The sequence below is a fragment of the Streptomyces sp. NPDC002054 genome (assembly GCF_040296685.1).
GTDB lineage: Bacteria > Actinomycetota > Actinomycetes > Streptomycetales > Streptomycetaceae > Streptomyces.
The window spans coordinates 16,345-42,520 of sequence record NZ_JBEOXT010000003.1 but is presented as its reverse complement, the minus strand read 5'-3'; the positions used below and the strand labels follow the sequence as shown (position 1 = coordinate 42,520).

The following is a 26,176-nucleotide window of genomic DNA, read 5'->3' as shown; positions in this document are numbered from 1 at the left end:
TGGTAGTTCAACAACGTCTCATCCGAGGGAAGTTCACCATGAAGGTTTTCAAGGCCGGTGCGGCCGCGGCGCTCGCCGCCACTCTCGCCCTGACGGCGACCGCGTGCGGTGGCAGCGATGACAAGAGCGACAAGGGCTCCGGCTCCGGCGGCGGCAAGAAGGTCGTCATCGGCATCAAGTTCGACCAGCCGGGCCTCGGCCTGAAGACCCCGGACGGCAAGTACACCGGCTTCGACGTCGACGTGGCGACCTACGTGGCGAAGGAACTCGGCTACGAGGCGAACCAGATCGAGTTCAAGCAGGCCATCTCCGCCGAGCGCGAGAACCTGATCCAGAACGGCGACGTCAAGTTCATCGTCGCCAGCTACTCGATCAGCGACAAGCGCAAGGCGAAGGTCGACTTCGCCGGCCCGTACTTCCTGGCCCACCAGGACCTGCTGGTCCGCGCCGACGACTCCTCCATCACCAAGGCCGAGGACCTCAACAGCAAGAAGCTGTGCTCGGTCGCCGGCTCGACTTCGGCGCAGAACGTCAAGGACAAGCTGGCGCCCAAGGCCGACCTGCTGCAGCAGGGCGGCTACTCCGAGTGCCTGACCGGCCTGGAGAACAAGAAGCTCGACGCGCTGACCACGGACAACTCGATCCTGGCCGGCTACGCCGCGCAGGAGAAGAACCAGGGCAAGTTCAAGCTGGCCGGGCTGAGCCTGAGCAACGAGAACTACGGCATCGGTCTGAAGAAGGGCGACAAGGAGCTCCAGACCAAGATCAACGCCGCCCTCAAGAAGATGGTCACCGACGGATCCTGGGAGAAGTTCGTCAAGTCGAACTTCGGGCCGGCGAACTACAAGAACGAGCCTGCCCCGCAGATCACCGAAGGCAGCTGAGTCCTCGGTGCAGCGCGTCGCCGCCCGCCTGTCACAGGCGGCGGCGTGCTGCACCGGCCATCCTGGGGAGAGCGCAGGGCAACGTGTTCGATTTTCTTGATTCCGGGCAGTACGACCTGCTCGGTGCCTTCTGGGTGACGGTTCAGCTCACCTTCTACTCGGCGATCGGCTCCCTGGTCTGGGGAACCGTGCTCGTCGGTATGCGGGTCAGCCCGGTCCCGCTGATGCGGGCCTTCGGCACCGCCTACGTGAACGTTGTGCGGAACATCCCGCTCACCGTGCTGATCATCGCCTGCTCGCTGGGCCTCAGCCAGACCCTGGGCTTCGACCTGGGTGCCGGCAACTTCGAGGACATCGGCTTCCGACTCGCAGTCCTCGGACTGTCCGCCTACACCGGCACCTTCGTCTGTGAGGCGCTGCGCTCCGGCATCAACACCGTGCCGGTCGGCCAGGCGGAGGCGGCTCGCGCGCTGGGTCTGAGCTTCTTCCAGGTGCTCACGCTGATCGTGCTCCCCCAGGCATTCCGGGCGGTCATCGCACCGCTCGCCAACGTACTGATCGCCCTCACCAAGAACACCACGGTGGCGGCGGCCATCGGCGTGGCCGAGGCGGCCGTGCTGATGAAGGAAATGATCGAGAACGAAGCGGACGCGCTGTTTGCGGTCTTCGGGGTCATCGCCCTCGGCTTCGTCCTGCTGACCCTGCCCACCGGCCTGCTGCTGGGCTGGGTGGCCAAGCGAGTGGCGGTGAAGCGATGAGCTCCGTGCTGTACGACACCCCCGGCCCCAAGGCCAAGGTGCGCAACCTGATCTACACGGTGGTCTTCCTGGTCCTGCTGGGCCTGGCCCTGTGGTGGGTGCTCGCCGTCATGGCGGACAAGAACCAGCTGGACGCCGACAAGTGGAGCCCGTTTGTCACCGACGGCGAGATCTGGACCACCTTCCTGCTGCCGGGCCTCGGCGAGACCATCAAGGCCGGCCTCATCGCCATGGTGATCGCGCTGCCGCTGGGCGCACTGCTCGGCATCGGCCGGCTCTCCGACCACGCCTGGGTGCGCGTCCCGGTCGGCGCGGTCGTCGAGTTCTTCCGCGCCATCCCGGTGCTGATCCTGATGGTCTTCGGCTCCGCCCTGTACGTGCAGTTCACGGATGTCAGCTCCGACGTCCGTCCGCTGTACGCCTGCGTCACCGGCCTGGTCCTCTACAACGCCTCGGTGATCGCCGAGATCGTCCGGGCCGGCATCCACTCCCTGCCCAAGGGGCAGGGCGAGGCCGCCAAGGCGCTCGGCATGCGCAAGGGCCAGATCATGGGCTACGTGCTGATCCCGCAGGCCGTCACGGCCATGCTGCCCGCCCTGGTCAGCCAGCTCGTGGTGATCCTCAAGGACACCGCCCTGGCCGGCGCAGTGCTCGGCCTCGGCGAGCTGCTCTCCATGAACCGGCAGATCTCCGCCAACTACAGCAACACCATCCCGACCCTGGTCGTGATCGGCCTGCTGTATGTGGTGCTGAACTTCGCGCTCACCGGCTTCGCCTCCTGGCTGGAGAAGCGGCTGCGGCAGCAGAAGAAGTCCGGCGGCACCGCCGCTCCCGCCGTGACCGTCACCGACAAGACCGGCGGCGATGGCGCCGCCGTCGCCGCGATCCCCGCGCAGGGGGACGGCTCGGACGTGGTCACGAAGGACTGAGGTCCGCCTCCCGGGTCACTTCTGACCCGACATCACCTCGTGTGCGCGGTGCGCCGGATCATCTCCCGGCGCACCGCGCACACGCGTGCGACGCCGTTGCGCCCGGTGTCACTTGACGCACGCACCTTCAGTGGGTTGCATACGGTCTGTGATCACATACCGGACACCGGGAGCCGCGCCATGGACCCGGTGATCGTCGTCGGCGCGGGGCCCGTCGGACTGTCCCTGTCCCTCGCCCTGGCCGGCCAGGGCGTGCCCTCCGTCCTCCTCGACGAGGGCCCCGGCAAGGACGAACCACGCCCGGCCCGTACGGTCGTGCTGCACGCCGACACGGCCGCCATGGCGCAGCGCCTCGGCTGTACGACGCTGCGCGACGAGGGCGCCCACTTCGCCGCCTGGCGCACCCTGCGCAGGCGGCAGCAGACCCACCGGAGCACCTTCGAGGACCACCCCGCCCCGCTGCACGTCCCCCAGCACGCCCTCACCCGCGGCCTGCGGGACGCCGCCGCGGCCCACCCCCTCGTACAGCTGGTCCCGGAGAGCCGCCTCGACTCGCTGGAGCAGGAAGCGCACGGGGTCACCGTGCACACCCTGGGCGCCGAAACCACCTGGTGGCGCGGGAGTTGGGTGGTCGGCTGCGACGGCGCCCGGTCCACCGTCCGCAAGCTCCTCGGGATCCGCTTCCCCGGCCGTACCGCCGTCGAGCGGCACGCGGTGGCCGCCCTGCGCACCGAACTCCCCTGGCCGGGCGAGGCCCTGCTGCACCGCGGGCACTCCGCCGGTGTCACCGAGGTGACGGCCCGACCGCTGCCCGACGGGGTGTGGCGGCTGGACTGGCTGCTGCCGCCCCGCGGCGAACTCGTCACCCCGGACGCGCTGATCGCCCTGATCCGGGACACCCTTGCGGGCTGGTGCGGCGGTACGACTCCCCCGTACGACCTGATCGACACCGGCGTGTACACCGTGCACCACCGGCTGGCCCGGAGCTGGCGGGACCGCCGTGCCTTCCTCGCCGGAGACGCCGCGCACCTGCTGGGCGCGGTGGGCACCCAGGGTGTCGAGGAGGGGCTGCGGGACGTCGAGAACCTGGCCTGGAAGCTGGGCCTGGCCTGGCACCACGGGGCCTCCGAGGAGCTCCTCGACAGCTACCAGGCGGAACGGCGCACCGCCGTCGCCGCCCGGCTGCGCGCCGCCGACCAGGCGCTGCCGGTGCTGCGGGGCGGCGGCGGGCTGCGCACCTATCTGCCGGGGTCCGGCCGCACCCACGAACTACTGCTCACCGAAGGCCATCTGGGGCGCGGGCCGCTCGGTTCCGCGCCGGCGTACGCCCCTCCGGTGGCGGTCCGCGAGGTGCCGACCGACACCGAGCCGGGCGGCGCGGTGGCGAACGTACCGGTGACCGCGCCGGACGGGTCGACCGTGCCGCTGCGGGACCTGCTGGGGCGGGGCCGGCTGCTGGTGGTGCTGGTGGCCCCGGGCACCGGGGTGTGGGACCGGCGGCACTGGATGAAGGCCGGGCTGATGCCCCGGCTGGCGGCGGCGGTGAGCGCCCTGCCGGTACGGGCGGAGCTGCTGGTCGCCGACGGCTACCCGGGGGCGGCTGCGCACACCGTGCTGTTGGTCCGGCCGGACGGGCATCTGGCGGCGACCTTCGCGGGGGTCCGGCCGGCCGAACTGTACGAGGCGGCCGACGCGGTCCGGGCGGGGGCACCCGGCGGATCGGGGGCACCCGGCGGGGCCGGGGCCGGCGGGTCCGGCTCGACTGGCGGCTCCGGCGGGACTGGTGGGACCGGCGGTTCCGCCGCAGTCGGTGGGACGAAGGCCGCCGTGGTGGCCGCGGTCCCGGTCCTGCCTGCCCTCCCGGCCGGAGTGCTCGGAGTGCCCGGGGAGGCCACCACACCACAGCCGTGATCGATTGACCCTCAAGGTCACTCGTGGTTCACTCGCGGACATGACCGGCACCGACGTACGCCTCTGGCGGAGGGTCCACATGGACCTGCTCCGCTACGCGGGCTGCGTCTGTCGCCCTGCCTGCTGATTCGCCTCCTCCCGCGCGCCCGTGTCGCGCACTCACGCGAACCCCAGGACGGTCATCCTCCATGTCTGCACCCTCGTACGCCGCTGTGCCCCGCCCTGCCCCGGGCCGGGTCCCGGCCCGCCCGCACACCGGGCCCACCGCCGCCGAACTCCTCGAGTTCGCCCTGCGCACCGCCTCCGATCCGGAGGTGATCGACTCCCTCCCCCTGGACCCTGAAGGCCGCACCTGGGTGCGGCTGGACGGGCCGGGCGGCAGCGAGGCCTGGCTGATCGGCTGGCCGCCGGGCACCGGCACCGGCTGGCACGACCACGCCGAATCGCGCGGCGCGTTCGCCACCGCCCGGGGCCGGCTCACCGAGCACTCCCTCGCCGTCCGGCTCCCCTCGGAGGGCTGGCAGAGCCTGGAGCTGGCCGCCGGGCACGACCGGAGCCGCAGCCTCGGCCCGGGTACCGGCCGGGCCTTCGGCGAGTACCACGTACACGAGGTGCTCAACCCGTCCGCGGCCGAGCACGCGGTCTCGGTCCACGCGTACTATCCGCCGCTGCCGCTGATCCGCCGGTACAGCCGCACCGGCCCGGTCCTCACCCTGGAGCACGTCGAGCGTCCGGATGACTGGGAATGAGCAGCGCGGAGCCGACCCGGATCGGTATCGACGAGCAGGTGGAGCGGATCCGGGCGGGGTACGAGCGGATCGGGGCGCTGGAGGCGTACGCGGCGGTCGAGGCGGGCGAGGCCCTGCTGGTCGACACCCGCTACCAGGCGCTGCGCGAGCGCGACGGGCTGATCCCGGGCGCCCTGGTGGTCGAGCGGAACGAACTGGAGTGGCGGCTGGACCCCTCCGGCAGCCACCGCACCCCCGCGGCCACCAGCCATGACCTGCGGTGGATCGTGCTGTGCAACGAGGGGTACGCGTCCAGCCTCGCGGTCGAGTCGCTGCACCGGCTGGGCCTGCACCGGGCCACCGACCTGGTCGGCGGCTTCCAGGCGTGGAAGGCGGCCGGCCTGCCGGTAGCGGACCCCGCCTGACCGCCGCCGCCGTGTGGGCAGCGGCCCCGCTTGCCGGGGCTACTGCTTGGCCGTGGCCACGTCCACCGGGCGGACCCGGAGTGCGATCCGGCCCGGCAGGGCGGTGGCGGCGAGGGCCAGCAGGGCGGCGATGCCGACCACCGTCGCGTACACCAGGGGCAGCACCGCGGGGGCCGCGCCGCCGGTCATGCCGGCGCTGAAGGCGGTCAGGACGGCGGCCGAGATCCCGGAGCCGAGGACCGCGCCGATCAGCAGCACCGCCAGGGCCTCGGTCCGGATCATGCGGAGCACCTGGCGGCGGGTGGCGCCGGCCAGCCGCAGCATCGCGAACTCGCGGATCCGTTCGGCGGTGGACATCGCCAGGGTGTTGACCACGGCGATGGCGGTGAAGGCGAGCACCAGTCCCATGGCGAGGAGGTTGATCTCGGCACCGGCCTGCTGCCGTTCGGCCCGCACCGCGTCCGCGTCGGCCGCGGAGAGGACGGCCGTACCGGAGAACTCCTCGACCGCGGCGGCCAGCTGCGCCCGGCCGGTGCCCGGCTCGGTGGCCACCAGCACGCTGCTCGCGAGGGGGTTGTCCAGGTGGGCGGCGACCAGGTCGTGGGGCAGGGTCAGGTCGCCGAAGCCGAGTCCGCGGGCGTAGACGGCGGAGACGGTGAGGGTGGTGGGGGTGCCGTCGCCGAGGTGGACGGTGAGCGGGCTGCCGGGCTTCAGGCCGAGCTGGTCGGCGGCGAGTTCGCTGACCGCGGCGCTCCGGTCGCCGAAGCCGGCCAGGCTGCCGCTGCTGACCGCGGGGTCCCAGGTCCTGGTGAGGCCTTCGGGGGTGACGCCCTGGACGGCGTACTTGGTGAGGCCGACCCGGCCGGTGGTGTGCACGATCTCGGTGGCGGCGGTGACCCCGGGGGTATGACGGATCTTCTGCGCGGCCCCGCCGGTCACACCGGCGCCCTGCGCGGCGAGCACCCAGCCGGCCCGGACCCCGTCGCGGGCCTGGCTGCGGGCGGCGTCGCCGAGGGTGGGCTGGACGAAGAGGACCGTGCAGGTCATGCCGATGAGCAGGGCGAGCGGGGTGACGGCGGAGGCCATCCGGGTGGCGTTGCCGCGCAGGTTCGCGGTAGCGAGGCGGCCGTTGGTACCGGCGATCCGCAGCGGCCCGGCCAGCAGGGCGGCGGCGCCGCGGACCAGCAGCGGGCCGAGCAGCGAGACCGCTCCGGCCAGGACGACCACGGCGAGGAAGGTGACGGGGGTGGAGGCGGGCTCGGTGCGCAGGGTGGCGAGTACGGCGACCAGTACCGCCCCGCCGACCAGCAGCAGCAGTCCGGCGGCGATCCGGGTCCAGGCGGGGCGGCTGCGCTCGGCCGAGGCCTCGGCGAGGGCTTCGGCCGGGCGGATCCGGGCGATCCGGCGGGCGGTGATCCGGGCCGCGGCCCAGGCGCCGAGCAGGGTGGCGGCGACGGCCGCGGCCATCGGGAAGATCCCGGCGGTGCGCTCCAGGGTGGCGGGGACGGCGCCGAGCTCGACGAACCGGCCGTGCAGCCAAGCGGCGAGCGGAAGGCCTGCGAGGGCGCCGAGCACACCGGCGGCCAGGCCCACGATCAGCGATTCGCGTCCGAGCAGCCGGCGGAGCTGCCTGGGGGTGGCGGCGATGGCGCGGAGCAGGGCGAGTTCGCGGTGCCGCTGCTGGATGGAGAGGGCGAAGGTGCCGACGACGACGAGGATCGCGACGAGGAGGGAGGTGCCGCCCATGGCTCCGCCCATGGAGACCAGCTTGGTGCGGGCGCCGGCCGCGTCGAGGAACTCGACCGGGCCACGGCCGTCGCCGCTGCTGACCTGCGCGGTGGTGCCGGCCAGCGCCTTTTGGAGGTCGGCGGCGAGCGCGGTGTCGCTCACTCCGGGTTTCGGCAGCACCCCGATGGCGGTGACCCGGCCGTCGCGGGCGGCCAGCCGGCGGGCCTCGGAGCTGCTGAAGAACAGCGCGTTCTGCTGCGCGAGGTCGCCCTGCGCGGGCCGGACGATGCCGCTGACGGTGTAGGTCTTCGGCTCTCCGGTGGCCTGCACGGTGAGCGGGGCGCCGGGCTTCAGCCCGGCCCGGGCGGCGAGTTCGCCGTCGACGACGACTTCACGGTCGGTCCGCGGCGCGCTGCCGGCCGAGAGCGCGAAGGGGGTGAGCGGGGCGGATTCCCAGGCGTGGCCGTAGCTGCGCTTGCCGTTGCCGGGTGCGGCGGTCATCGGCACGGCCTGGAAGGTCAGCTCGGGCACGGCCCGCTCCACCCCCGGCACTCGGCGGACGGCGTCCAGCGTGTCCGCGGGCAGCCAGGCCCGCTCGGCCACCGGCTTGGCCTTGTGCTTGACCTTGGTCTTGCCCTTCTTCTGCTTGACCGTGGTGCGGTGCACGTTCTGGTCCGCGGAGACCACCACCGGGGTGGCCGCGTACCGCTCGGTGCGGATCTTTCCGCGCATTCCGGTTTCCAGCAGGGTGCCGCACGCCGTGATGAGTGCAGCAGCGCACATGAGGGCGACGAAAGCGCCGAGGAAGCCGGCTTTGCGGTCCCGGACGGTCTGGAGGGCGTAACGCAGCATCATGTGCTCAACTCTGCTGCGCCTGCGCCTCCTTGCCATTGGAGCACCCCGGCCTCCCTCTCGGGGGGCTAGCCCCACCCTGGCGTCGGGGGCCCGGAGGACCGAGGGGCTCAGTACCCCTCGTACGGCAGGTCGTCGGTGTCCTCGCCCTCTTCTTCCAGGGCGCGGCGGACCACGCGCAGGGCCATGCCTTCCGGGTAGCCCTTGCGGGCCAGCATCCCGGCGAGGCGGCGGATCCGCTTGTCCCGTTCCAGCCCGCGGGTGGAGCGGAGCTTGCGGGCCACCAGCTCCCGGGCCGTCTCCTCCTCCTGCTCGGAGTCGAGCTGTTCCAGCGCTTCGGTGACCAGGCTGCCGTCGACCCCCTTGGTGCGCAGCTCGCGGGCGAGCGCCCGGCGGGCGAGGCCGCGGCCCCGGTGGCGGGACTCGACCCAGGCCCCGGCGAAGGCGGCGTCGTCGATCAGGCCCACCTCCTCGAACCGGGAGAGGACCTCCTCCGACACCTCCCCGGGGATGCCGCGCTTGTGCAGGGCGTCCGCGAGCTGGCGCCGGGTGCGCGGGCTCCCCGTGAGCAGACGCAGGCAAATGGCCCGCGCCTGCTCCTCGGGGCTCTGGGGCGGCAGCTCCTGTCCGGCCCTCGACGGACCGGAGCCGCCGCCCCCGTCGTACTCCCCCATCGGCTAGCTCTTGGCCGCCGTGGCCTTGACCGCCTTGGCCTTCGCCGCCGGAGCGGGGACTGCCTTGGCCGCGTCATCGGCGGTCGCCTCGCCGGCCGCCGCGCCCTCGGCGGGCTGCGCGTCCTTCCGCACGCCCACGCCCAGCTTCTCCTTGATCTTCCGCTCGATCTCGTTGGCGAGGTCGGGGTTGTCCTTGAGGAAGTTGCGGGCATTCTCCTTGCCCTGGCCGAGCTGGTCGCCCTCGTACGTGTACCAGGCACCGGCCTTGCGCACGAAGCCGTGCTCCACGCCCATGTCGATCAGGCCGCCCTCGCGGCTGATGCCCTGGCCGTAGAGGATGTCGAACTCGGCCTGCTTGAAGGGCGGCGCGACCTTGTTCTTGACGACCTTGACGCGGGTGCGGTTGCCGACCGCGTCGGTGCCGTCCTTGAGGGTCTCGATCCGGCGGATGTCGAGCCGCACCGAGGCGTAGAACTTCAGCGCCCGGCCACCGGTGGTGGTCTCCGGGGAGCCGAACATCACACCGATCTTCTCGCGCAGCTGGTTGATGAAGATCGCCGTGGTCTTGGACTGGTTCAGCGCGCTGGTGATCTTCCGGAGCGCCTGGCTCATCAGGCGGGCCTGGAGACCCACGTGCGAGTCGCCCATCTCGCCCTCGATCTCCGCGCGCGGCACGAGCGCCGCGACGGAGTCGATGACGATGAGGTCGAGGGCACCGGAGCGGACCAGCATGTCCACGATCTCCAGGGCCTGCTCACCGGTGTCCGGCTGGGACAGGATGAGGTTGTCCGTGTCGACGCCCAGCGCCTTCGCGTACTCGGGGTCGAGCGCGTGCTCGGCGTCCACGAAGGCGACGGTGCCGCCGGCCTTCTGCGCGTTGGCGACGGCGTGCAGGGTCAGGGTCGTCTTACCGGAGGACTCCGGTCCGTACACCTCGACCACTCGGCCGCGCGGCAGCCCGCCGACGCCGAGGGCGATGTCCAGAGCGGTCGACCCGGTGGGGATGACCTCGATGGGGTCGTTCGGCCGGTCGCCGAGACGCATCACTGCGCCCTTGCCGAATTGCCGTTCAATCTGTGCGAGCGCGGCGTCGAGCGCCTTCTCGCGGTCGGTGCCTGCCATGGGTTCCACCCGGTTTGCTTGAGTCGATCGCTTCACGCCAAAGACGCTAACGCCTGCCACTGACAATGCGCCTCCACGCCCGGTTCGGCTGTGGATAAGCCATGAGAATACGTGTTCGATTTTCCTGTCAAGCGCACCACGCCGCCACAGCCGGGGGCGCCCGCACCCCAAGCGGATAGCCCATCCGGTTCTGCTACGGTGACACCAAGCGGATAGATAATCCACATAGGCGGAGCGGAGCGTGCGATGAAGCAGACGGCAGTGGTCACCGCAGGGACGGCCGGAATCGGATGGGAGACCGCCCTGGGGCTGGCCGCGGCAGGCCTCGCGGTCACCGTGGTCGGGCGCAACGCCGAGCGCGGCGCCCGTGCGATCGAGCGGATCAACGCCACGGCACCGGCGCATCCCGCCCGGTTCCTGGCCGCCGACCTCGCCTCGCTCGACGCGGTCCGCGCCCTCGCCGACCGGATCGCCGCCGACGGTCCGCTCACCGTGCTGGTCAACAACGTCGGGGCGATGTTCCCGGACCGGCAGGACTCGGTCGACGGGATCGAGGCGACGTTCGCCGTCAACCACCTCTCGCCGTACCTGCTGACCGAACTGCTGCTGCCCGCACTGCGAGCCGGTGCGCCGAGCCGCATCGTGAACGTCACCTCGGGCGCGATCGGCGTCGCCAAGCGCACCTTCGACGCCGTCGAGCCGCCCGGCGGCTACTACGGCTTCCACTGGTACGGCCGCGCCAAGCTCGCCCACCTCGCCTACACGCTGGAGCTGGCCGGCCGGCTCGACGGCACGGGCGTCTCGGTCTTCGCAGCGGACCCCGGCGGCGCCGCGACCGACATGACCAACGGCACCATGGGCGATCCGAAGATCGTCTCGCCGGGGCTGCGACTGCTCTGGCCGCTGGTCCGGCGGAAGTTCGAACGCTCGACCTCGGGCCCGGCGTCCGTGGCGGCCAAGCCCTCGATCCTCGCCGCGACCGACGGCTCGCTGACCGGCCGAACCGGCGTCGTCATCGGCCCCCGGGCGCATCCGGTCGCCCCCTTCCGCCCGGCAACGGACCCCCGTATCGCGGAAGCCGTCCGCCGCCTCAGCGAGCGCCTCGCACCGCTCACGCCGCTCACGGCCGGGTGACGAGCGAGGAAGTCATGCGGATGGGGTATCCGATTAGACTCCTCCCATGACGACCGCCCCCCTCCGCAAGGACGCCGCCCGCAACTGGGAACGGATCGTCGCCGTGGCCCGCGACCTCGTGGACCACGGCACACCGCTGCAGCTCAACGACGTCGCCCGGCGTGCCCAATTGGGCGTCGGCACCGTCTACCGCCACTTCCCCACCGCCGAGGCGCTCCTGGAGACCGTCGCCGCCCCCTGCCTGGAGGCACTCGCGGCCCACGGCGAGCAGGCGCTGGCCGATGAAGACCCGCGGCGCGCCCTCACCGGCTTCCTGACTCGCACCATCGAAGCGCAGGTCACCGACGCTTCCCTGCCGGCCGTCACCGCCGCGCCCACGGACACCCTGCCGCGCACCACCGAACTGAAGCGGACCCTGTGGTCGGTCGGCGCACAGCTGCTCGAGCGCGCCCGCGACGCCGGGGCCGTGCGCGCCGACCTGACCTCGGACGACCTGGTCCCGCTCATGTGCGGAATCGCGTACGCCGCAAACGTCCACAGCTCCCCCGCCGCCCGCACCGAGACCGCCCGCCGCTATCTGATCGCGCTGCTGGAAGGCTTGTACGGAGCTGCGCCCGCAAGCCGCTGAGGCGGGCGCCGGGGCGGGGGGTCAGCGGAATGCGGTGGCGCGGACGGTGTTGCCGCACAGCGCGAAGTCGCCGCCGTCGGCCACCCCCAGCTGGAGCTTTCCGCCCGCTACGCCCACCACGATCGAGGGGGCGACGACGGGATCGGCGCCGGAGGCGCAGTACCCGTCCGCCTCGCCGAGGACGGGCGTGAAGGTGAGCTGGGTCGAGGCCGTGCCGCCGACCGGCAGCTGAACGGTCCGGGCCATGCCCTGCCGACGGACATCGAGTGGCTTGTTCCGGTCCGGCGAGCCCTGGCCCGCGAGGGCCACGGTCGGGAAGCCCCGCAGCTCGCACGCCCTCGGGCCGTCGTTGGTCACGGTGACCCGCACGCCGGCGGCTCCCGCCCGCTCCGCGCTGTCGGCCACGAGCTGGCTGCTCGTACAGGGGGCGAGCGGCGCTCGCAGCGGGGCCGTGGCGTCTGCCGCAGCCGCCGAACCGGTGCCGACCAGTAGGCCGGCCGCGAGCAGCACCGACGAGGCCCTGACCGCGCCGCCTTTCCTGGTGCCCTTCATGGGTGCTCCACCCCCCGTACCGGGGGCGCCGCCATGCTCCGGGCACCCCGCTCGATGTCGGTTGATCCCCTTTCACCATCGCATCGGGCGGCGGCTGTCACATCCCAGGACCAGGGCCCGGAGGGCGCCGGTAGCCTGAGCCGCATGGAGGAGATCGACGGAGTGGAGATCATTGCCTTCGCGGATGCCGCGGCGTTCGAGGGCTGGCTGGCCGAGCAAAGGTAAACGTGGACAAGGTCGCGGCGCTGACGGCGGCCGGCCGGATGCGCGCTCCCGGGCTGGCCGAGGTACGCAAGGCACAGGAGGACGGGCGGTGGGACGCCGCCTACGCCTCGCAGAAGACGGCGACGGTGCCCCCGGATCTGGCAGCTGCGCTCGCAGCGGACCCCGCGGCCCAGGCCGCGTACGAGTCCCTCGACCGGACGGGGCGCTACCAGCTGATCCTGCCGCTGCTCCAGGCCCTCACGCCCACGGCGCGGCAGGTCCGGCTCGACCGGGCCTTGGCACTGCTGGCGACGGACGGGCAGCGACAACGGCAGGAATCCGAGTGACAACCAGAGGTTGACACTCCCCCACTGTCAACCTACGGTTGCACTATGACGAATCCTTCCGTGGAATCCGTGGAACCCGTCCTCATGACCAACCCGGTCCGCCTCGACGATCTGATCGAGGCCATCAAGCAGGCCCACGCCGACGCCCTCGAGCAGCTCAGCGGTGCCGTCGTCGCCGCGGAGCACCTCGGCGACGTCGCCGACCACCTCATCGGCCACTTCGTCGACCAGGCCCGCCGCTCCGGCGCCTCCTGGACCGACATCGGCCGGAGCATGGGCGTCACCCGCCAGGCCGCCCAGAAGCGCTTTGTCCCCAAGGCCGACAGCGATCTCGACCCCAGCCAGGGCTTCGCCCGGTTCACCGACCGCGCCCGCAACGTGGTCGTGGCCGCCCAGAACGAGGCCCGTGCGGCCGGCAACACCGAGATCCGCAGCGAGCACCTGGTCCTCGGCCTGCTCGCCGAGCCCGAAGGCGTCGCCGCGCTCGCCCTGCGCTCCCGGGGCCTCGGCGCCGACACCGTCCGGACGGCCGCCACGGCCGCGCTGCCCGCGCCGGTCGACGTGGTTCCCGACCTCGTCCCCTTCGATGCGGGCGGCAAGAAGGCTCTGGAACTCACCTTCCGCGAGGCCCTCCGCCTGGGCCACAACTACGTGGGCACCGAGCACATACTGCTCGCCCTGCTGGAGCAGGAGAACGGCGAGGGGGTGCTCAGCGGCCTCGGTGTCGACAAGAGCAAGGTCGAGGCGATTGTCACCAAGGCCTTGGCCGGTGCCATGGACGCGGCCAACGCAGTCTTGGCGGCCGAGGCCGGCGACCTGAAGTAGTGCCGGCACCGGCCGTTTCGTCGGCCACCTCGTAGCGCTTCACGTACGCGCCGAGGAAGGCCTGCAGCGTGGCGACCGCCGGGATCGCAATCAGCGCCCCGACCGCACCGAGCAGCGCGGTGCCCGCGACCACGGATCCAAAGGCCACGGCCGGATGGATGTCGACGGTCCTCGAGGTCAGCTTGGGCTGCAGGACGTAGTTCTCGAACTGCTGGTAGATGACCACGAATCCGAACACATACAGCGCGTACCAGGGATTGCCGGTGAAGGCGATCAGCATGGGCAGCGCCCCCGCCAGATAGGTGCCGATGGTGGGGATGAACTGGGAGACCAGCCCCACCCACACGGCCAGCGCCGGCGCGTAGTCCATGTCCAGGATCACGAACAGGATGTAGTGCGCGATGCCGGAGATCAGCGCCATCAGGCCCCGGGAGTAGAGGTAGCCGCCGGTCTTGGCGACGGCGATCTCCCAGGCGCGCAGCACCTCCGACTGCTTGGCGGGCGGGAGTACGGAGCACAGCGCGCGCCGCAGCCGCGGCCCGTCGGCGGCGAAGTAGAACGCGAACAGCCCGATCGTCAGGAGCCGGAAGAGTCCGCCGAGCACGGTGGCGGACACGTCGAGGACCCCACTCGCACTGTTCTGCACATACCTCTGCAGCCAGTCGGAGCGCAGCAGGCTGTCCTGGATCTCCAGCCGGGACAGCTCGGTGTTGAAGGTGGTGTTGATCGAGTTGATGACATCGTCGAGATAGTCCGGGAAGTCCTCGATGATCTCGATGATCTGCCCGGCGAGCATCGAGCCGAGCAGCACCACAAAGCCCACGCTCGCCACGAACACGGCGAGGAAGACCAGGAAGGTGGCGAGGCCCCGGCGCATCCCCCGAGCAGCCATCCGGGAGACCGCGGGCTCGATCGCGAGCGCCAGGAAGAACGCGATGAGGACGTTGATGAGCAGGCCGATGAGCTGGTGGAAGGCCCAGCTGCCAAGCTGGAAGCAGGCGTAGAGGGCCAGGGTCAGGACCACTGCGCGCGGCAGCCAGCGCGGCATCCGGGCCGCCGGGTCCACGGCCGTGCCCGGGCCGCTGCCCCGACCGCCGCCGGTGCCGTGCGGTTCGATACGCGGTCCGGGCCCGGGCGGATCCGCCGGGTCGGCGGTCAGGGGGAGCGTTCCGCCCTCGGCCGGCGGGGTCTCCACGGACTGCGGGAGTCTCGCTCCCGGTACGGACGGGCCGGAGTGCTCATGGCCCGGCCGGCCGGGCTGGTCGGTCTCGTCGGTGTCATCGGTGGCTGCCACGCAGCCAAGTCTCGCGTACCGGCGGCTAGGCCGTGGCCGGGGATGCCGGCTGCGCCGGGGTCGGCGTCAGCGCAGGTGGGCCGGGACGCCCATGGCCGCACACACCGCGCGCCACACGTCCTTGGTCTCCCAGCCGGCGTCCAGCGCCTGGTGGACCGTACGTCCCCCCAGCTCGGTCATGACGTGGTCGCGCGCGAAGGAATCGGCATAGGAGGCACCGAAATGCTCCGCCATCCGCTCCCAGAAGACTGTCAACCTCATGCGCCCAGTATCCCGCCCCGGAGAGTGCACCCGGCCCGTTCCGGCCGCCCCGGCCCGCTGCCCGCCCTACCGTGCCGCCATGTCGAGAACCACGGAACCGGCCGCGCCCGGTTCTCCCCTGGCCCGTGCCGAGCAGTTCATGTGGCTCACCGCCCGGGTGCTGGAACAGCGGCGGTTCGCCTTCCACTTCCTCGGCGGCGACCGGGACGCGGTGGACGCCGCCCTCGGCTCGTACCTGAACGCGGACGGCGGGTACGGGCACGCACTCGACCCGGATCTCCGCGGTCCGCTCAGTCAGCCCCTGCACACCGCCCACGCACTCCGCGTCCTGGACAGCCTGGGCCGCTGCGCCGGGCAGCGCATCGAGCGGCTCTGCCGCCACCTGGCCGGGGTCTCCACGCCCGACGGCGCACTGCCGGTGGTGTTCCCGGGCCCGCGCGCCTACCCCGGCGCCCCCTACCACCTGGTGCTGGACGATCCGCCGGGCGAGCTGCTGACCACCGGGCCGGTGGTGGGGCTGCTGCACCGCAACCGGGTCTGGCACGCCTGGCTGTTCCGGGCCACCGACTTCTGCTGGGAGCGCGTCGAGAGCCTGCGCCATTCGCATCCGTACGAGGTCCAGGCCGCGGTCACCTTCCTGGACGGGGCGCCGGACCGGGCCCGGGCCGCCGCGGCTGCCGACCGGCTGGGCCGGCTCGTCCGCACGGCCGGGCTGGTCGTCCTCGACCCGTGGCGGCGCGCCGAGCACCCGGTGGCGCCCGGCTACGCGCCGGGCGAGCAGCTGTTCCCGCACGACGTCGCCCGCCGCCCGGAATCCCTGGCCCGCGGCTGGTTCACGGACGAGGAACTGGGGCGTTCGCTGGACTTCCTGGCGGCGGACCAGCAGGAGGACGGCGGCTGGCCTGTGCGCCGGCGGTGCTGGGCCCCGGGCAGCTCGCTGGAGCAGCGGCCGATCGCCACCCTGGAGGCGCTGCTGACCTTGCGTGCGTACGGCCGCCCGCTCGACGGCGGGGCGGCGGGCGGCGGCCCGTCGGGCGCGGGCCCGGAGCTCAGCCGCCCAGCGCCCGCACCCCGGCGGTGACCACCACGGCAGCCGCGACCACGATCAGGAACGGGGCGCGGAGCAGCAGGGCGAGTCCGGCGGCGGCGAGCCCGGCCGCCCGGGCGTCGACCACCAGCTCGGATCCGGTGCTGAAGGTCTGCTGGGCGGTCAGTGCGGCGAGCAGGGCGACCGGCAGCAAGGCGGCCAGCCGCTGCACCAGCGGGCGTTCCAGCACCCCGGCCGGGACGAGCAGTCCGGCGAGCTTGAGCAGGTAGCAGCCGACGACGGTGGCGCCGATGGCGATCCAGACGGTCACGAACGGCGTCCCTTCAAGAAGAGGATCACGGGCGCGGCCAGCGCGGCGACCAGCACCGGCACCCCGGCCGGCAGCACCGGCAGGAAGCCCAGCCCGAGGACCAGGGCGAGCGCGGCCACGGCCCGCTCGGTGGCGGTGCGCAGCATGGGGGCGAGCAGGGCGAGGAAGACGGCGGGCCCGGCGGCGTCCAGGCCCCACTTGTTCGTGTCGCCGATGGCCTCGGCGCCGAGCGCCCCCAGCAGGGTGGTGAGGTTCCACAGCAGGTACAGGCTCAGCCCGGTGACGGTGAAGCCGAGCCGGGCGGCGGCCCGGTCCTTCTGGGCGAGGGAGACGGCGGCGGTCTCGTCGATGACCCAGTGCGCGGCGAACGGCCGGACGGCGCGCGGCAGGGCCAGCAGCTGGGACAGCCGCAGCCCGTAGAAGGCGTTCCGGGTTCCGAGGAAGAAGGCTCCGGCGGCGGCCGTGAACGGGTTCCCGCCGGCGGCGAGCGCCCCGACCAGGGCGAACTGCGAGGCGCCGGTGAAGACCAGCAGGCTGAGCACACAGGCCTGCAGCACGCTGATGCCGGCCCCGGCGGCGGTCACCCCGAAGGCGAACCCGGACAGCCCGACGGCCACCCCGACGCCCAGCGAGTCGCGTACGACGGCCCGGCGGCCCGCGCCGGGCCCGGCCGCCGCCTGCGCCGGTGTCGGGGGCAGTGCCTGTGCATGGGGCTGCGTCTGTGTCTGGGGCTGCTGCTGTGTCACGCCTCGACGCTATGCGGGCGCGCGAGGAGTCGTCTTGTACGTTCTTGCGCTCCTACCCCGTGCGCTCGCGCCGGTACGCGCCGGGCGGGACGCCCACGATCCGGGTGAAGTGCCGGTTCAGGTGTGGCTGGTCGGTGAAGCCGACCGCCACGGCCGCCTCGGCCGGCGGGGTGCCGTCGGCCAGCAGCAGGCGGGCGCGCCGCACCCGGGCATCGGTCAGCCAGGTGTGCGGCGGCATCCCGTACCGGTCGCGGAAGGCCCGCAGCAGCGCGAACGGGCTGGTGCCCAGCTGTGCGGCGAGCTGTTCCAGGGACGGCGGGTCGGCGAGCCGGTCCTCCAGGACCGCGCGGGCCCGCTCGGCGGTGCCAGCGCCGGCACCCGGGGCCGGCCGGCCGGGCAGCGGGCCGCCGTGGCCGCGGAGCATCCGGGCCACCACGATCCGCAGCAGGCTGTCGGCGGCCAGCACATTGCCCTGCTCGGCGGCCCGGTGGATCTCGGTGATCAGGCGGGCCCCTTCGGCGTCCGGGACCACGGGGGCGGTGAAACCGGGGGTGCCGCGCAGGGTGGTGAGGTCGGCGGCCACCTCGGCGACCAGGTCCCGGGCCGGGTAGAGGGTGGCGTACGCCCAGCCCTCCGGTATCCCGGCGCGGGCGGTGTGCGGCACCTCGGGGTTGATCAGGACCACGCTGCCGGGGCCGGCCCGCTCGGCACCGCCGGGCAGGCCGATCTCCTCGACGCCACCGGTGACGGCCGCGATGACGTACCCGTCGTGCGCGTGACGGGGGAAGGTGTGGCGGACGTAGTGGGCGCGCAGCAGATCCAGGCCGGGCAGTTCCGGGGACTGCCAGTGCCGCGCCCATTCCCCGCCGTTTCTCCCCATCCCCCCATTCTGCGCCCCCCTGAGCGTGGTGCGTTTCCCCAGGTCCGGCCCGTTGTCGGTGGCGGGGTGCACGATGGTGCCATGGCCGGCTCCGCGCTCGACTCGTTCTCCCCCGCGACCCGTTCCTGGTTCACGGGGGCCTTCGTCGCGCCCACCTCCGCGCAGGAGGGGGCCTGGCGGGCCATCGGTGCGGGCTCGGACGTGCTGGTGGTGGCGCCGACCGGGTCCGGCAAGACCCTGGCGGCCTTCCTGGCCGCGCTGGACCGGCTCGCCTCCGTCCCGCCGCCCGCCGATCCGAAGAAGCGCTGCCGGGTGCTGTACGTGTCTCCGCTGAAGGCCCTCGCGGTGGATGTGGAGCGGAACCTGCGCAGCCCGCTGACCGGGATCCGGCAGGAGTCGGTGCGGCTGGGGCTGCCCGAGCCGGAGATCCGGGTGGGGATCCGGTCCGGGGACACCCCGGCGGCGGAGCGGCGGGCGCTGGCCACCCGGCCGCCGGACATCCTCATCACCACTCCCGAGTCGCTGTTCCTGATGCTGACCTCGGCGGCCCGGGAGGCCCTGGCCGGGATCGAGACGGTGATTCTGGACGAGGTGCACGCGGTCGCCGGGACGAAGCGGGGCGCGCATCTGGCGCTGTCCCTGGAGCGGCTGGACGAGCTGCTGCCGCGTCCGGCCCGCCGGATCGGGCTGTCGGCGACGGTCCGGCCGGTGGAGGAGGTGGCCCGGTATCTGGCGCCGCGCGGCCGGGTCGAGATCGTCCAGCCGCCGTCGACCAAGGAGTTCGACCTGTCGGTGGTCGTCCCGGTCGAGGACATGGGCGAGTTGGGGGGCTCGCCGGCCACGGAGGGCCGGGAGGGCGGGGACAAGCCGTCGATCTGGCCGCATGTGGAGGAGCGGATCGCGGATCTGGTGCAGGCGCACCGGTCGACGATCGTGTTCGCCAACTCACGGCGGCTCGCGGAGCGGCTGTGCAACCGGCTCAACGAGATCGCGTACGAGCGGGCCACGGGCCTGCCGTTGGCCGAGGGGGCACCGCCGCCGGCCGAGATCATGGCCCAGTCGGGGGCTGCGAAGGGCGCCCCGCCGCTGCTGGCGCGGGCGCACCACGGCTCGGTGTCCAAGGAGCAGCGGGCGCTGGTCGAGGAGGATCTGAAGGCCGGCCGGCTGCCGGCCGTGGTGGCGACCTCCAGCCTGGAACTGGGCATCGACATGGGGGCGGTGGACCTGGTGGTGCAGGTGGAGTCACCGCCGTCGGTGGCCTCGGGGCTGCAGCGGGTGGGCCGGGCCGGGCACCAGGTCGGTGCGGTGTCCAGGGGTGTGGTGTTCCCCAAGTACCGGGGCGATCTGGTGCAGTCGGCGGTGGTCACCGAGCGGATGCGGTCCGGGGCCATCGAGTCGCTGCGGATCCCGTCGAATCCGCTGGACGTACTGGCGCAGCAGATCGTGGCGATGACCGCGATGGACACCTGGCAGCTGGACGACCTGGTCGCCCTGGTGCGGCGGGCGGCGCCGTTCGCCGCGCTGCCCGAGTCGGCGTTCACCGCGGTCCTGGACATGCTGGCGGGCCGTTATCCCTCGGACGCCTTCGCGGAGTTGCGGCCCCGGGTGGTCTGGGACCGGGTGGCGGGCACGATCACGGGCCGGCCGGGCGCACAGCGGCTCGCGGTCACCTCCGGCGGAACCATTCCGGACCGCGGCCTGTTCGGGGTGTTCCTCGCCGGCGCCGACCCGAAGAAGGGCGGCGGCCGGGTCGGCGAGCTCGACGAGGAGATGGTGTACGAGTCCCGGATCGGGGACGTGTTCACCCTGGGCACCACCTCCTGGCGGATCGAGGACATCACCCGGGACCGGGTGCTGGTCTCGCCCGCGCCGGGGGTGCCGGGCCGGCTGCCGTTCTGGAAGGGCGACCAGCTGGGCCGGCCGCTGGAACTGGGCCGGGCGGTCGGCGCGTTCCTCCGGGAGCTCGGCGGCCTGTCCGAGGACGAAGCCCGGCTGCGGCTGCTGGCGGCCGGGCTGGATGCCTGGGCCGCCGGCAATGTGCTCGCGTATCTGGCGGAACAGCGCGAGGCCTGCGGTCATGTGCCCGACGACCGGACCATCGTGGTGGAGCGGTTCCGGGACGAGCTCGGCGACTGGCGGGTGGTGGTCCACTCCCCCTTCGGCGCGCAGGTGCACGCCCCGTGGGCGCTGGCGCTGGGCGCCCGGCTCGCCGAGAAGTACGGCATGGACGCGCAGGTGATGCATGCCGACGACGGGATCGTGCTGCGGCTGCCGGACGCCGACCTGCTGGGCATGGACCTCCTCGACCACGACCCGCTGGGCGCGCCGGCCTTCGAGTTCGACACCGAGCAGGCCCCGCTGGGCGCCGCCGATGTCGCCTTCGACCGGGGCGAGGTGGACCGGATCGTCACCGAGCAGGTGGGCGGTTCGGCGCTGTTCGCCTCCCGGTTCCGGGAGTGCGCGGCCCGGGCCCTGCTGCTGCCGCGCCGCAGCCCGGGCAAGCGGACCCCGCTGTGGCAGCAGCGGCAGCGGGCCGCCCAGCTGCTGTCGGTGGCATCCGAGTTCGGGTCCTTCCCGATCGTGCTGGAGGCCGTGCGCGAATGTCTCCAGGACGTGTTCGACGTGCCGGGCCTGACCGAGCTGATGGGGGACCTCGAGGCGCGCCGGGTCCGTCTGGTCGAGGTCACCACCCCCGAGCCCTCCCCGTTCGCCCGGTCCCTGCTGTTCGGGTATGTGGCCCAGTTCCTGTACGAGGGGGACTCCCCGCTCGCGGAGCGCCGGGCGGCGGCGCTGTCGCTGGACTCCCGGCTGCTGGCCGAACTGCTCGGCCAGGCGGAGCTGCGGGAGCTGCTGGATCCGGAGGTGCTGGCCGAGCTGGAGCGGGAGCTCCAGTGGCTGACGGAGGACCGCCGGGCCAAGGACGCCGAGTCGGTGGCCGATCTGCTCCGGCTGCTGGGCCCGCTGACCGCGGCCGAGCTGGCCGAGCGGGGCGCGGACCCGGCGTGGGCCCGGGAGCTCGCCGCAGCTCGCCGGGTCATCCCGGTCCGGATCGCGGGCGCCGACCACTGGGCGGCGATCGAGGACGCGGGCCGGCTGCGGGACGCTCTGGGCACGGCGCTGCCGGTGGGTGTCCCGGAGGCGTTCACCGAGCCGGTGAAGGATCCGCTGGGTGATCTGCTGGCCCGGTTCGCCCGCACCCACGGCCCGTTCACCACGGCCGCCGCCACGGCCCGGTTCGGGCTGGGTGCCGCGGTGACCGAAGGGGCACTGCACCGGCTGGCGGCGGCCGGGCGGGTGGTCCAGGGCGAGTTCCATCCCTCCGGGATCGGTCAGGAGTGGTGCGATGCGACCGTGCTGCGGCGGCTGCGCCGCCGCTCCCTGGCGGCGCTCCGGCAGGAGCTGGAGCCCGTCCCGCCGGCCGCGCTGGCCACCTTCCTCCCTCAGTGGCAGCACCTGGGCGGGGCGCTGCGCGGGATCGACGGGCTGGCCCGCGCGGTCGAGCAGTTGCAGGGTGCCCCGGTGCCGGCCTCGGCGCTGGAGCGGCTGATCCTGCCGTCCCGGGTCAGTGGCTACTCCCCGGCCCTGCTCGACGAGCTGACCACGACCGGCGAGGTGGTCTGGGCGGGTGCGGGGGCCCTGCCCGGCAAGGACGGCTGGGTGTCGCTGTACCTCGCGGATGCGGCGCCGCTCCTGCTGCCGCCGCCGCACCCGCTGGAGGAGAGTCCGCTGCACCGGGCGGTGCTGGACTGCCTGGCCGGGGGGTACGGCCTGTTCTTCCGCCAGATCGCGGAGTCGGTGCGGACGGGATGGCCCGAGGCGACCGACGTCCAGCTGTCGGAAGTGCTGTGGGACCTCGCCTGGTCGGGCCGGCTGACGAACGACACGCTGGCCCCGCTCCGCTCCCTGCTGGGCTCGGGGCGGACGGCGGGGGCCACCGCGCACCGGGCCCGCCGTACGATTCCGCGCGGCCGGTACGGCACGCTGAGCGCCTCGGTGTCCCGGCCCGGCCCGCCCACGGTCTCCGGCCGCTGGTCGCTGCTCCCGGCGCATGCTCCGGAGCCGACCCACCGGGCGCACGCGCTGGCCCGTACCCTGCTGGACCGGCACGGGGTGGTCACCCGGGGCGCGGTGCAGGCCGAGGGGGTGGAGGGCGGGTTCAGCGCTGTCTACCGGATCCTGTCCGCCTTCGAGGACAGCGGCCAGGCCCGCCGGGGCTATGTGGTGGAGGGGCTGGGCGCGGCCCAGTTCGCCATGGACGGGGCGGTGGACCGGCTGCGGGCGGCGGAGCGCACCCCGGCGCCGCTGGCCGCCGTGGTGCTGGCGGCGGCCGATCCGGCGAATGCGTACGGGGCGGCCCTGGCCTGGCCGGAGCCGCCGGCCGGGGCTTCGCACAAGCCGGGCCGCAAGGCGGGCTCGCTGGTGGTGCTGGTGGACGGTGAGCTGGTCCTGTACCTGGAGCGCGGCGGTAAGACCCTGCTGGCCTGGCCGCCCGCCGAGGACCCGCGGCTGGAGGCGGCGACCGGCGCGCTGGCCGCGGCCTCCCGGGCGGGTACCGTGCCGGACCTCACGGTGGAGCGGATCAACACGGCCGCGGCCCTGACCTCCCCGCTGGGGAAGATGCTGGAGGCGGCGGGTTTCCACGCCACCCCCAGGGGCCTGCGGCTGCGCCGCTGAGCGGCGGCCCGGGCCGGCCGGAGCGCAGGTTCAGCCGGCCGGGCCGCGCACCACCTTGATGCCGAAGTGCCCGCCGAGTGCGAACTGGATGGCGCTGTGCATATGGCTGTACATCTCCATGCCCCGGGCGCAGACCAGCGGCCCGAGGTCGAGGATGTCCTGCCAGCCGTAGGACCGCAGCAGCCCGGTGACCTGCTCCTTCGCGTCTGCGTGATCGCCCGCGATGAAGATCGTGTGGTCTCCGCCGCCGATCCGCTGCGGGTTGACGACGGTGTCCTGTTCCTGGGTGACGCAGGCCTTGACGAGCTTGGCCTCCGGCAGGGCGCGCTGGATCCGCTCGCCCAGGCTGTCGGAGTCCACCGGGTCGAGGGCCGGCATCACCCCCCAGGGGGTGGGCCACGGGTGGGCCTGCTGGGGGTTGTAAATAAAGGGAACGGCGTAGTCCATGACGGTCTTGCCGGCCAGGTGTCTGCCGATGTCGGTGAGGACCTGCAGCGCGTTGGCGCCGTCGATGCCGTTGACGACGAACTCGGCGTTCTCGGCCGCATCGTCGAAGTTCATGAGCTCGATGCCGGGGTAGTCGGCGAGCCACTGGCCGAAGGGTTCGATGCCCATGAAGTCGGGTTCGGTACGGCCGAGGGTGACCTGCGAGTCACGGGTGCCCACGACAACCTCGTGCCCGAGTTCCAGCAGCTTGGCGGCGTGCGCACGGCCTCCGCCGCCGGTGCCGAGGACTGCGATCTTCATGCCGTCTCTCCGTTCTCACCCGTGCTCTCCCCGGTGCCGACTCTCTCTCCGGTCGGTGCCCCCGGCAACTCCTCCACGCACAAGGAGGCCGCCCCACGACGGCGGAAGGGGCGCCCGGGCGGACAATGGACCCATGCCCGAAGGAGACAGCGTCTGGCGGGCGGCCCGGCGGCTGCACGCCGCCCTGGCCGGAGAGATCCTGACCCGGAGCGACCTGCGGGTGCCCCGGTTCGCCACCGCCGATCTCACCGGGCGGCGGGTCCTGGACGTCACCCCGCGCGGCAAGCACCTCCTCGCCCGGATCGACGGCGGCCTCACCCTGCACAGCCATCTCCGGATGGACGGCGCCTGGCACGTCTTCGCCCCGGGCGAGCGCTGGCACGGCGGTCCGGCCCACGAGATCCGGGCGGTCCTCGGCACCGACCGCCACACCGCCGTCGGCTACCGCCTCCCCGTCCTGGAGCTGCTGCACACCGCCGACGAGGAGGCGGCCGTCGGCCATCTCGGCCCCGACCTGCTGGGCCCGGACTGGGACCCGGAGCGGGCCGCCGCCAACCTCCGCGCCGACCCCGCCCGCCCCCTCGGCGAGGCCCTCCTCGACCAGCGCAACCTGGCCGGCATCGGGAACGTGTACAAGTGCGAGCTCTGCTTCCTGGCCCAGGTCACCCCCTGGACCCCGGTCGGCGCGGCCCCGGACCCGCTACGGCTGGCGGCGGCTGCCCACCGGCTCCTGGAGGCCAACAAGGACCGCCCCCGCAACACCACCGGCCGGCGCAGCCCCGACCTCTTCGTCTACGGACGCGAGCACCGCCCCTGCCTGCGCTGCGGCGCCCCCATCCGCCGCGCCGAACAGGACGGCCGCCCCACCTACTGGTGCCCCCGCTGCCAGCCCGGCCCGATCCGCGACCCGGACCCCGCCCCGGCCCACCCCAACCATTGACGGACCGTCAGATCCGGTCGTACCGTCCCGGTCATGCCCATCGCCTCGTACGACCTCACCGGCCGCACCGCGCTGATCACGGGCGCCGCGAGCGGCATCGGACGGGCCTCCGCCCGGCTCCTCGCGGAGGCCGGCGCCACCGTCCACTGCGCCGACCGCGACGAAGGAGGGCTGGCCGAGACCGTCGCCCTGATCACCGACAAGGGCGGAGCCGCCGTAGCCCACCCCCTCGACGTCACCGACCGGGCCGCGGTCAGAGCCGCCGTCACCGCCGCCGGCCGGCTCGACATCACCGGCGCGATCGCCGGGATCATGCACACCAGCAGCGTGGTGGACACCCTGGACGAGGACCTCGACCGGGTGCTCGACGTGAACTTCAAGGGCGTCCTGTACGCCTGCCAGGAGTCGGCCCGGGCCATGCTGGCGGCCGGCACCCCCGGCTCCATCGTCACCATGGCCTCCGGAGCGGTCGACACCGCCGGCCCCGGGCTCTTCTGCTACAGCGCCGCCAAAGCCGCCGTGGTGCAGCTGACCAAGACCCTGGCCGCCGAGACCGGCCCGCAGGGCATCCGCGTCAACGCCGTCGCCCCGGGCTGGATCCGCACCCCCATGACCGGCCGGCACGGCTCCGAGGTCCAGGAGCAGACCGAGGCCATGATGATCCGGATGTCCCCGCTCCGCCGGGTCGGGGAGCCCGAGGACATCGCCCAGGCCGTGCTCTACCTCGCCTCGGACGCCTCGTCCTTCATGACGGGCCAGATTCTGCGCCCGAACGGCGGAGTCGCGATGCCCTGGTGATGACCTGCCGGGTGCAGTGCACGGGCAGCAGGCTCAGCCCCCAGCCGCCCACTGCCACCGCGCCCTCCACCGGACCGGACGCCGCGGGCGCCAGTGCCAGTTTCAGCACGGCCCACCACCACAGCGTCCCGACCACCAGGGCCAAGGGTATGAGCAAGCGGGGCACGGTTGCCTCCCAGCGGGGCGGGACCCGGACCCGCCCATCGTCCCGTACCCCCTGCCGCCGCGCACCCAGAACAGCACGGAGCGAACAGCACGGAGCCCCGGCCGGGGCGGCAGTGAATCCGCACCGGCCGGGGCTCCGGCCACACTCAAGCACTCACGCGGCTACGACGTTCACCGCTTCCGCAGGCGCCTTGATGGTCACCCGCTCCGACGGTCCACCCGCGACCGAGGTCACGGAGACCGAGTTGAGCATCGGGCGTACCGGCGCCGGCACCGGTTCGCTTGCCGCGGCCGACTGTGCCAGCTCGGCCAGCGACAGTTCGTCGCTGACTTCGCGCATCAGCTCGGACATCCGTACGTCCAGCGCGTCGCAGATCGCAGAGAGCAGCTCGGAGGATGCCTCCTTCTGCCCCCGCTCCACCTCGGAGAGATAGCCGAGCGAAACTCGGGCGGACGAGGAGACTTCGCGCAGAGTACGGCCCTGGCGCTGGCGCTGCCGACGCAGCACGTCACCCAGCAGGCGACGGAGCAGAATCATCGGTGGCTCCCTCCTCTGACCGTGTAGCCGCATCCTTCACGCCCCACCGTACCGCCTCGCGCCGCGGCCGTGCG

At 73.1% G+C, this 26,176-nt stretch carries 26 protein-coding genes; 15 read left to right on the top strand and 11 right to left on the bottom strand.

The genetic code is table 11. The features are described 5' to 3' along the window. Positions 1 to 38 precede the first annotated feature (38 nt). The 7 genes from ABT123_RS03435 to ABT123_RS03405 all read left to right on the top strand — a co-directional run bounded on the left by ABT123_RS03435 (position 39) and on the right by ABT123_RS03405 (position 5,635). Entirely contained in the window at positions 39 to 884 is an 846-nt protein-coding gene (locus ABT123_RS03435) for a glutamate ABC transporter substrate-binding protein (protein ID WP_351309133.1), read from the top strand. An 83-nt stretch (positions 885 to 967) separates the two neighbouring features. Further along, positions 968 to 1,642 carry an amino acid ABC transporter permease gene (locus tag ABT123_RS03430; RefSeq protein WP_351309130.1) on the top strand — a complete coding sequence of 225 codons (675 nt, stop codon included), beginning with the start codon at positions 968 to 970 and terminating at the stop codon, positions 1,640 to 1,642. After that, entirely contained in the window at positions 1,639 to 2,571 is a 933-nt protein-coding gene (locus ABT123_RS03425) for an amino acid ABC transporter permease (RefSeq protein WP_351309127.1), read from the top strand. Before ABT123_RS03430 ends, ABT123_RS03425 begins: the two co-directional genes overlap by 4 nt. A gap of 180 nt (positions 2,572 to 2,751) precedes the next feature. Then, positions 2,752 to 4,482, top strand: coding sequence for an FAD-dependent monooxygenase (locus ABT123_RS03420; RefSeq protein WP_351309124.1), 1,731 nt, complete (start codon positions 2,752 to 2,754; stop codon positions 4,480 to 4,482). Between the two features lie 40 nt (positions 4,483 to 4,522). Next, positions 4,523 to 4,609, top strand: a complete 87-nt coding sequence (locus tag ABT123_RS03415) for a putative leader peptide (RefSeq protein ID WP_351309734.1) — start codon at positions 4,523 to 4,525, stop codon at positions 4,607 to 4,609. Between the two features lie 61 nt (positions 4,610 to 4,670). Next, entirely contained in the window at positions 4,671 to 5,231 is a 561-nt protein-coding gene (locus ABT123_RS03410; protein WP_351309121.1) for a cupin domain-containing protein, read from the top strand. Next, positions 5,228 to 5,635: a rhodanese-like domain-containing protein gene (locus ABT123_RS03405; RefSeq protein WP_351309119.1), complete on the top strand. Its 408-nt coding sequence runs from the start codon at positions 5,228 to 5,230 to the stop codon at positions 5,633 to 5,635. The genes ABT123_RS03410 and ABT123_RS03405 overlap by 4 nt, the downstream gene beginning before the upstream one ends. Positions 5,636 to 5,674: 39 nt before the next feature. On the opposite strand, the gene ABT123_RS03400 is transcribed toward ABT123_RS03405, so the two are convergent. The 3 genes from ABT123_RS03400 to recA form a co-directional block, all read right to left on the bottom strand. Next, complete coding sequence (locus tag ABT123_RS03400; protein ID WP_351309116.1) at positions 5,675 to 8,218, bottom strand: FtsX-like permease family protein; 2,544 nt, start codon at positions 8,216 to 8,218, stop codon at positions 5,675 to 5,677. A gap of 107 nt (positions 8,219 to 8,325) precedes the next feature. Beyond that, positions 8,326 to 8,889, bottom strand: coding sequence for a recombination regulator RecX (gene recX, locus ABT123_RS03395; protein WP_351309114.1), 564 nt, complete (start codon positions 8,887 to 8,889; stop codon positions 8,326 to 8,328). 3 nt (positions 8,890 to 8,892) lie between these two features. Then, positions 8,893 to 10,011, bottom strand: coding sequence for a recombinase RecA (recA, locus tag ABT123_RS03390; protein ID WP_351309112.1), 1,119 nt, complete (start codon positions 10,009 to 10,011; stop codon positions 8,893 to 8,895). Positions 10,012 to 10,257: 246 nt separating this feature from the next. On the opposite strand from recA, the gene ABT123_RS03385 reads away from it, so the two are divergent. Both ABT123_RS03385 and ABT123_RS03380 read left to right on the top strand, forming a co-directional pair. Further along, a complete protein-coding gene (locus ABT123_RS03385) occupies positions 10,258 to 11,145 on the top strand; it encodes an SDR family NAD(P)-dependent oxidoreductase (RefSeq protein ID WP_351309109.1) in 888 nt (295 codons plus the stop codon). A 46-nt stretch (positions 11,146 to 11,191) separates the two neighbouring features. After that, positions 11,192 to 11,773: a TetR/AcrR family transcriptional regulator gene (locus ABT123_RS03380; protein ID WP_351309106.1), complete on the top strand. Its 582-nt coding sequence runs from the start codon at positions 11,192 to 11,194 to the stop codon at positions 11,771 to 11,773. 21 nt (positions 11,774 to 11,794) lie between these two features. Here the strand turns inward: ABT123_RS03380 and ABT123_RS03375 are convergent, their stop codons facing one another. Continuing rightward, positions 11,795 to 12,325, bottom strand: a complete 531-nt coding sequence (locus ABT123_RS03375; protein ID WP_351309103.1) for a DUF4232 domain-containing protein — start codon at positions 12,323 to 12,325, stop codon at positions 11,795 to 11,797. Between the two features lie 227 nt (positions 12,326 to 12,552). Between ABT123_RS03375 and ABT123_RS03370 the strand changes: the two genes are divergently transcribed. After that, the gene (locus ABT123_RS03370) at positions 12,553 to 12,876 is read left to right on the top strand and encodes a YdeI/OmpD-associated family protein (RefSeq protein ID WP_351309100.1); all 324 of its coding nucleotides are present in this window, start codon (positions 12,553 to 12,555) and stop codon (positions 12,874 to 12,876) included. Positions 12,877 to 12,921: 45 nt separating this feature from the next. Next, complete coding sequence (locus tag ABT123_RS03365; protein WP_351309097.1) at positions 12,922 to 13,701, top strand: Clp protease N-terminal domain-containing protein; 780 nt, start codon at positions 12,922 to 12,924, stop codon at positions 13,699 to 13,701. On the opposite strand, the gene ABT123_RS03360 is transcribed toward ABT123_RS03365, so the two are convergent. Then, positions 13,628 to 14,749 carry an AI-2E family transporter gene (locus ABT123_RS03360; protein WP_351309733.1) on the bottom strand — a complete coding sequence of 374 codons (1,122 nt, stop codon included), beginning with the start codon at positions 14,747 to 14,749 and terminating at the stop codon, positions 13,628 to 13,630. The two genes, ABT123_RS03365 and ABT123_RS03360, sit on opposite strands and share 74 nt — an antisense overlap. Positions 14,750 to 15,061: 312 nt before the next feature. Further along, positions 15,062 to 15,256, bottom strand: a complete 195-nt coding sequence (locus tag ABT123_RS03355) for a DUF3046 domain-containing protein (protein ID WP_351309095.1) — start codon at positions 15,254 to 15,256, stop codon at positions 15,062 to 15,064. Positions 15,257 to 15,335: 79 nt separating this feature from the next. Between ABT123_RS03355 and ABT123_RS03350 the strand changes: the two genes are divergently transcribed. Continuing rightward, positions 15,336 to 16,337, top strand: a complete 1,002-nt coding sequence (locus tag ABT123_RS03350; protein ID WP_351309092.1) for a hypothetical protein — start codon at positions 15,336 to 15,338, stop codon at positions 16,335 to 16,337. Here the strand turns inward: ABT123_RS03350 and ABT123_RS03345 are convergent. From ABT123_RS03345 to ABT123_RS03335, 3 genes are all read right to left on the bottom strand, one after another. Next, a complete protein-coding gene (locus tag ABT123_RS03345) occupies positions 16,306 to 16,614 on the bottom strand; it encodes an AzlD domain-containing protein (protein ID WP_351309089.1) in 309 nt (102 codons plus the stop codon). The two genes, ABT123_RS03350 and ABT123_RS03345, sit on opposite strands and share 32 nt — an antisense overlap. Beyond that, on the bottom strand, positions 16,611 to 17,312 hold the full coding sequence (locus ABT123_RS03340; protein ID WP_351309731.1) for an AzlC family ABC transporter permease: 702 nt from the start codon (positions 17,310 to 17,312) through the stop codon (positions 16,611 to 16,613). The genes ABT123_RS03345 and ABT123_RS03340 overlap by 4 nt, the downstream gene beginning before the upstream one ends. A 100-nt stretch (positions 17,313 to 17,412) precedes the next feature. Continuing rightward, the gene (locus ABT123_RS03335; protein WP_351309086.1) at positions 17,413 to 18,240 is read right to left on the bottom strand and encodes an AraC family transcriptional regulator; all 828 of its coding nucleotides are present in this window, start codon (positions 18,238 to 18,240) and stop codon (positions 17,413 to 17,415) included. A gap of 81 nt (positions 18,241 to 18,321) precedes the next feature. Between ABT123_RS03335 and ABT123_RS03330 the strand changes: the two genes are divergently transcribed. Beyond that, positions 18,322 to 22,914 (top strand): ATP-dependent helicase, encoded by a 4,593-nt coding sequence (locus tag ABT123_RS03330; protein WP_351309083.1) that lies wholly within the window; start codon positions 18,322 to 18,324, stop codon positions 22,912 to 22,914. Positions 22,915 to 22,944: 30 nt separating this feature from the next. On the opposite strand, the gene ABT123_RS03325 is transcribed toward ABT123_RS03330, so the two are convergent. After that, on the bottom strand, positions 22,945 to 23,661 hold the full coding sequence (locus ABT123_RS03325; protein ID WP_351309080.1) for an NADPH-dependent F420 reductase: 717 nt from the start codon (positions 23,659 to 23,661) through the stop codon (positions 22,945 to 22,947). 133 nt (positions 23,662 to 23,794) lie between these two features. Here ABT123_RS03325 and ABT123_RS03320 point away from each other — a divergent pair, with 133 nt between their 5' ends. Together ABT123_RS03320 and ABT123_RS03315 are read left to right on the top strand one after the other, a co-directional pair. Beyond that, entirely contained in the window at positions 23,795 to 24,601 is an 807-nt protein-coding gene (locus ABT123_RS03320; RefSeq protein ID WP_502970847.1) for an Fpg/Nei family DNA glycosylase, read from the top strand. Between the two features lie 33 nt (positions 24,602 to 24,634). After that, positions 24,635 to 25,399 (top strand): SDR family NAD(P)-dependent oxidoreductase, encoded by a 765-nt coding sequence (locus ABT123_RS03315; RefSeq protein WP_351309077.1) that lies wholly within the window; start codon positions 24,635 to 24,637, stop codon positions 25,397 to 25,399. 319 nt (positions 25,400 to 25,718) lie between these two features. Here the strand turns inward: ABT123_RS03315 and ABT123_RS03305 are convergent, their stop codons facing one another. Continuing rightward, positions 25,719 to 26,102, bottom strand: coding sequence for a helix-turn-helix domain-containing protein (locus ABT123_RS03305; protein WP_351309072.1), 384 nt, complete (start codon positions 26,100 to 26,102; stop codon positions 25,719 to 25,721). Between the last annotated feature and the right edge of the window lie 74 nt (positions 26,103 to 26,176).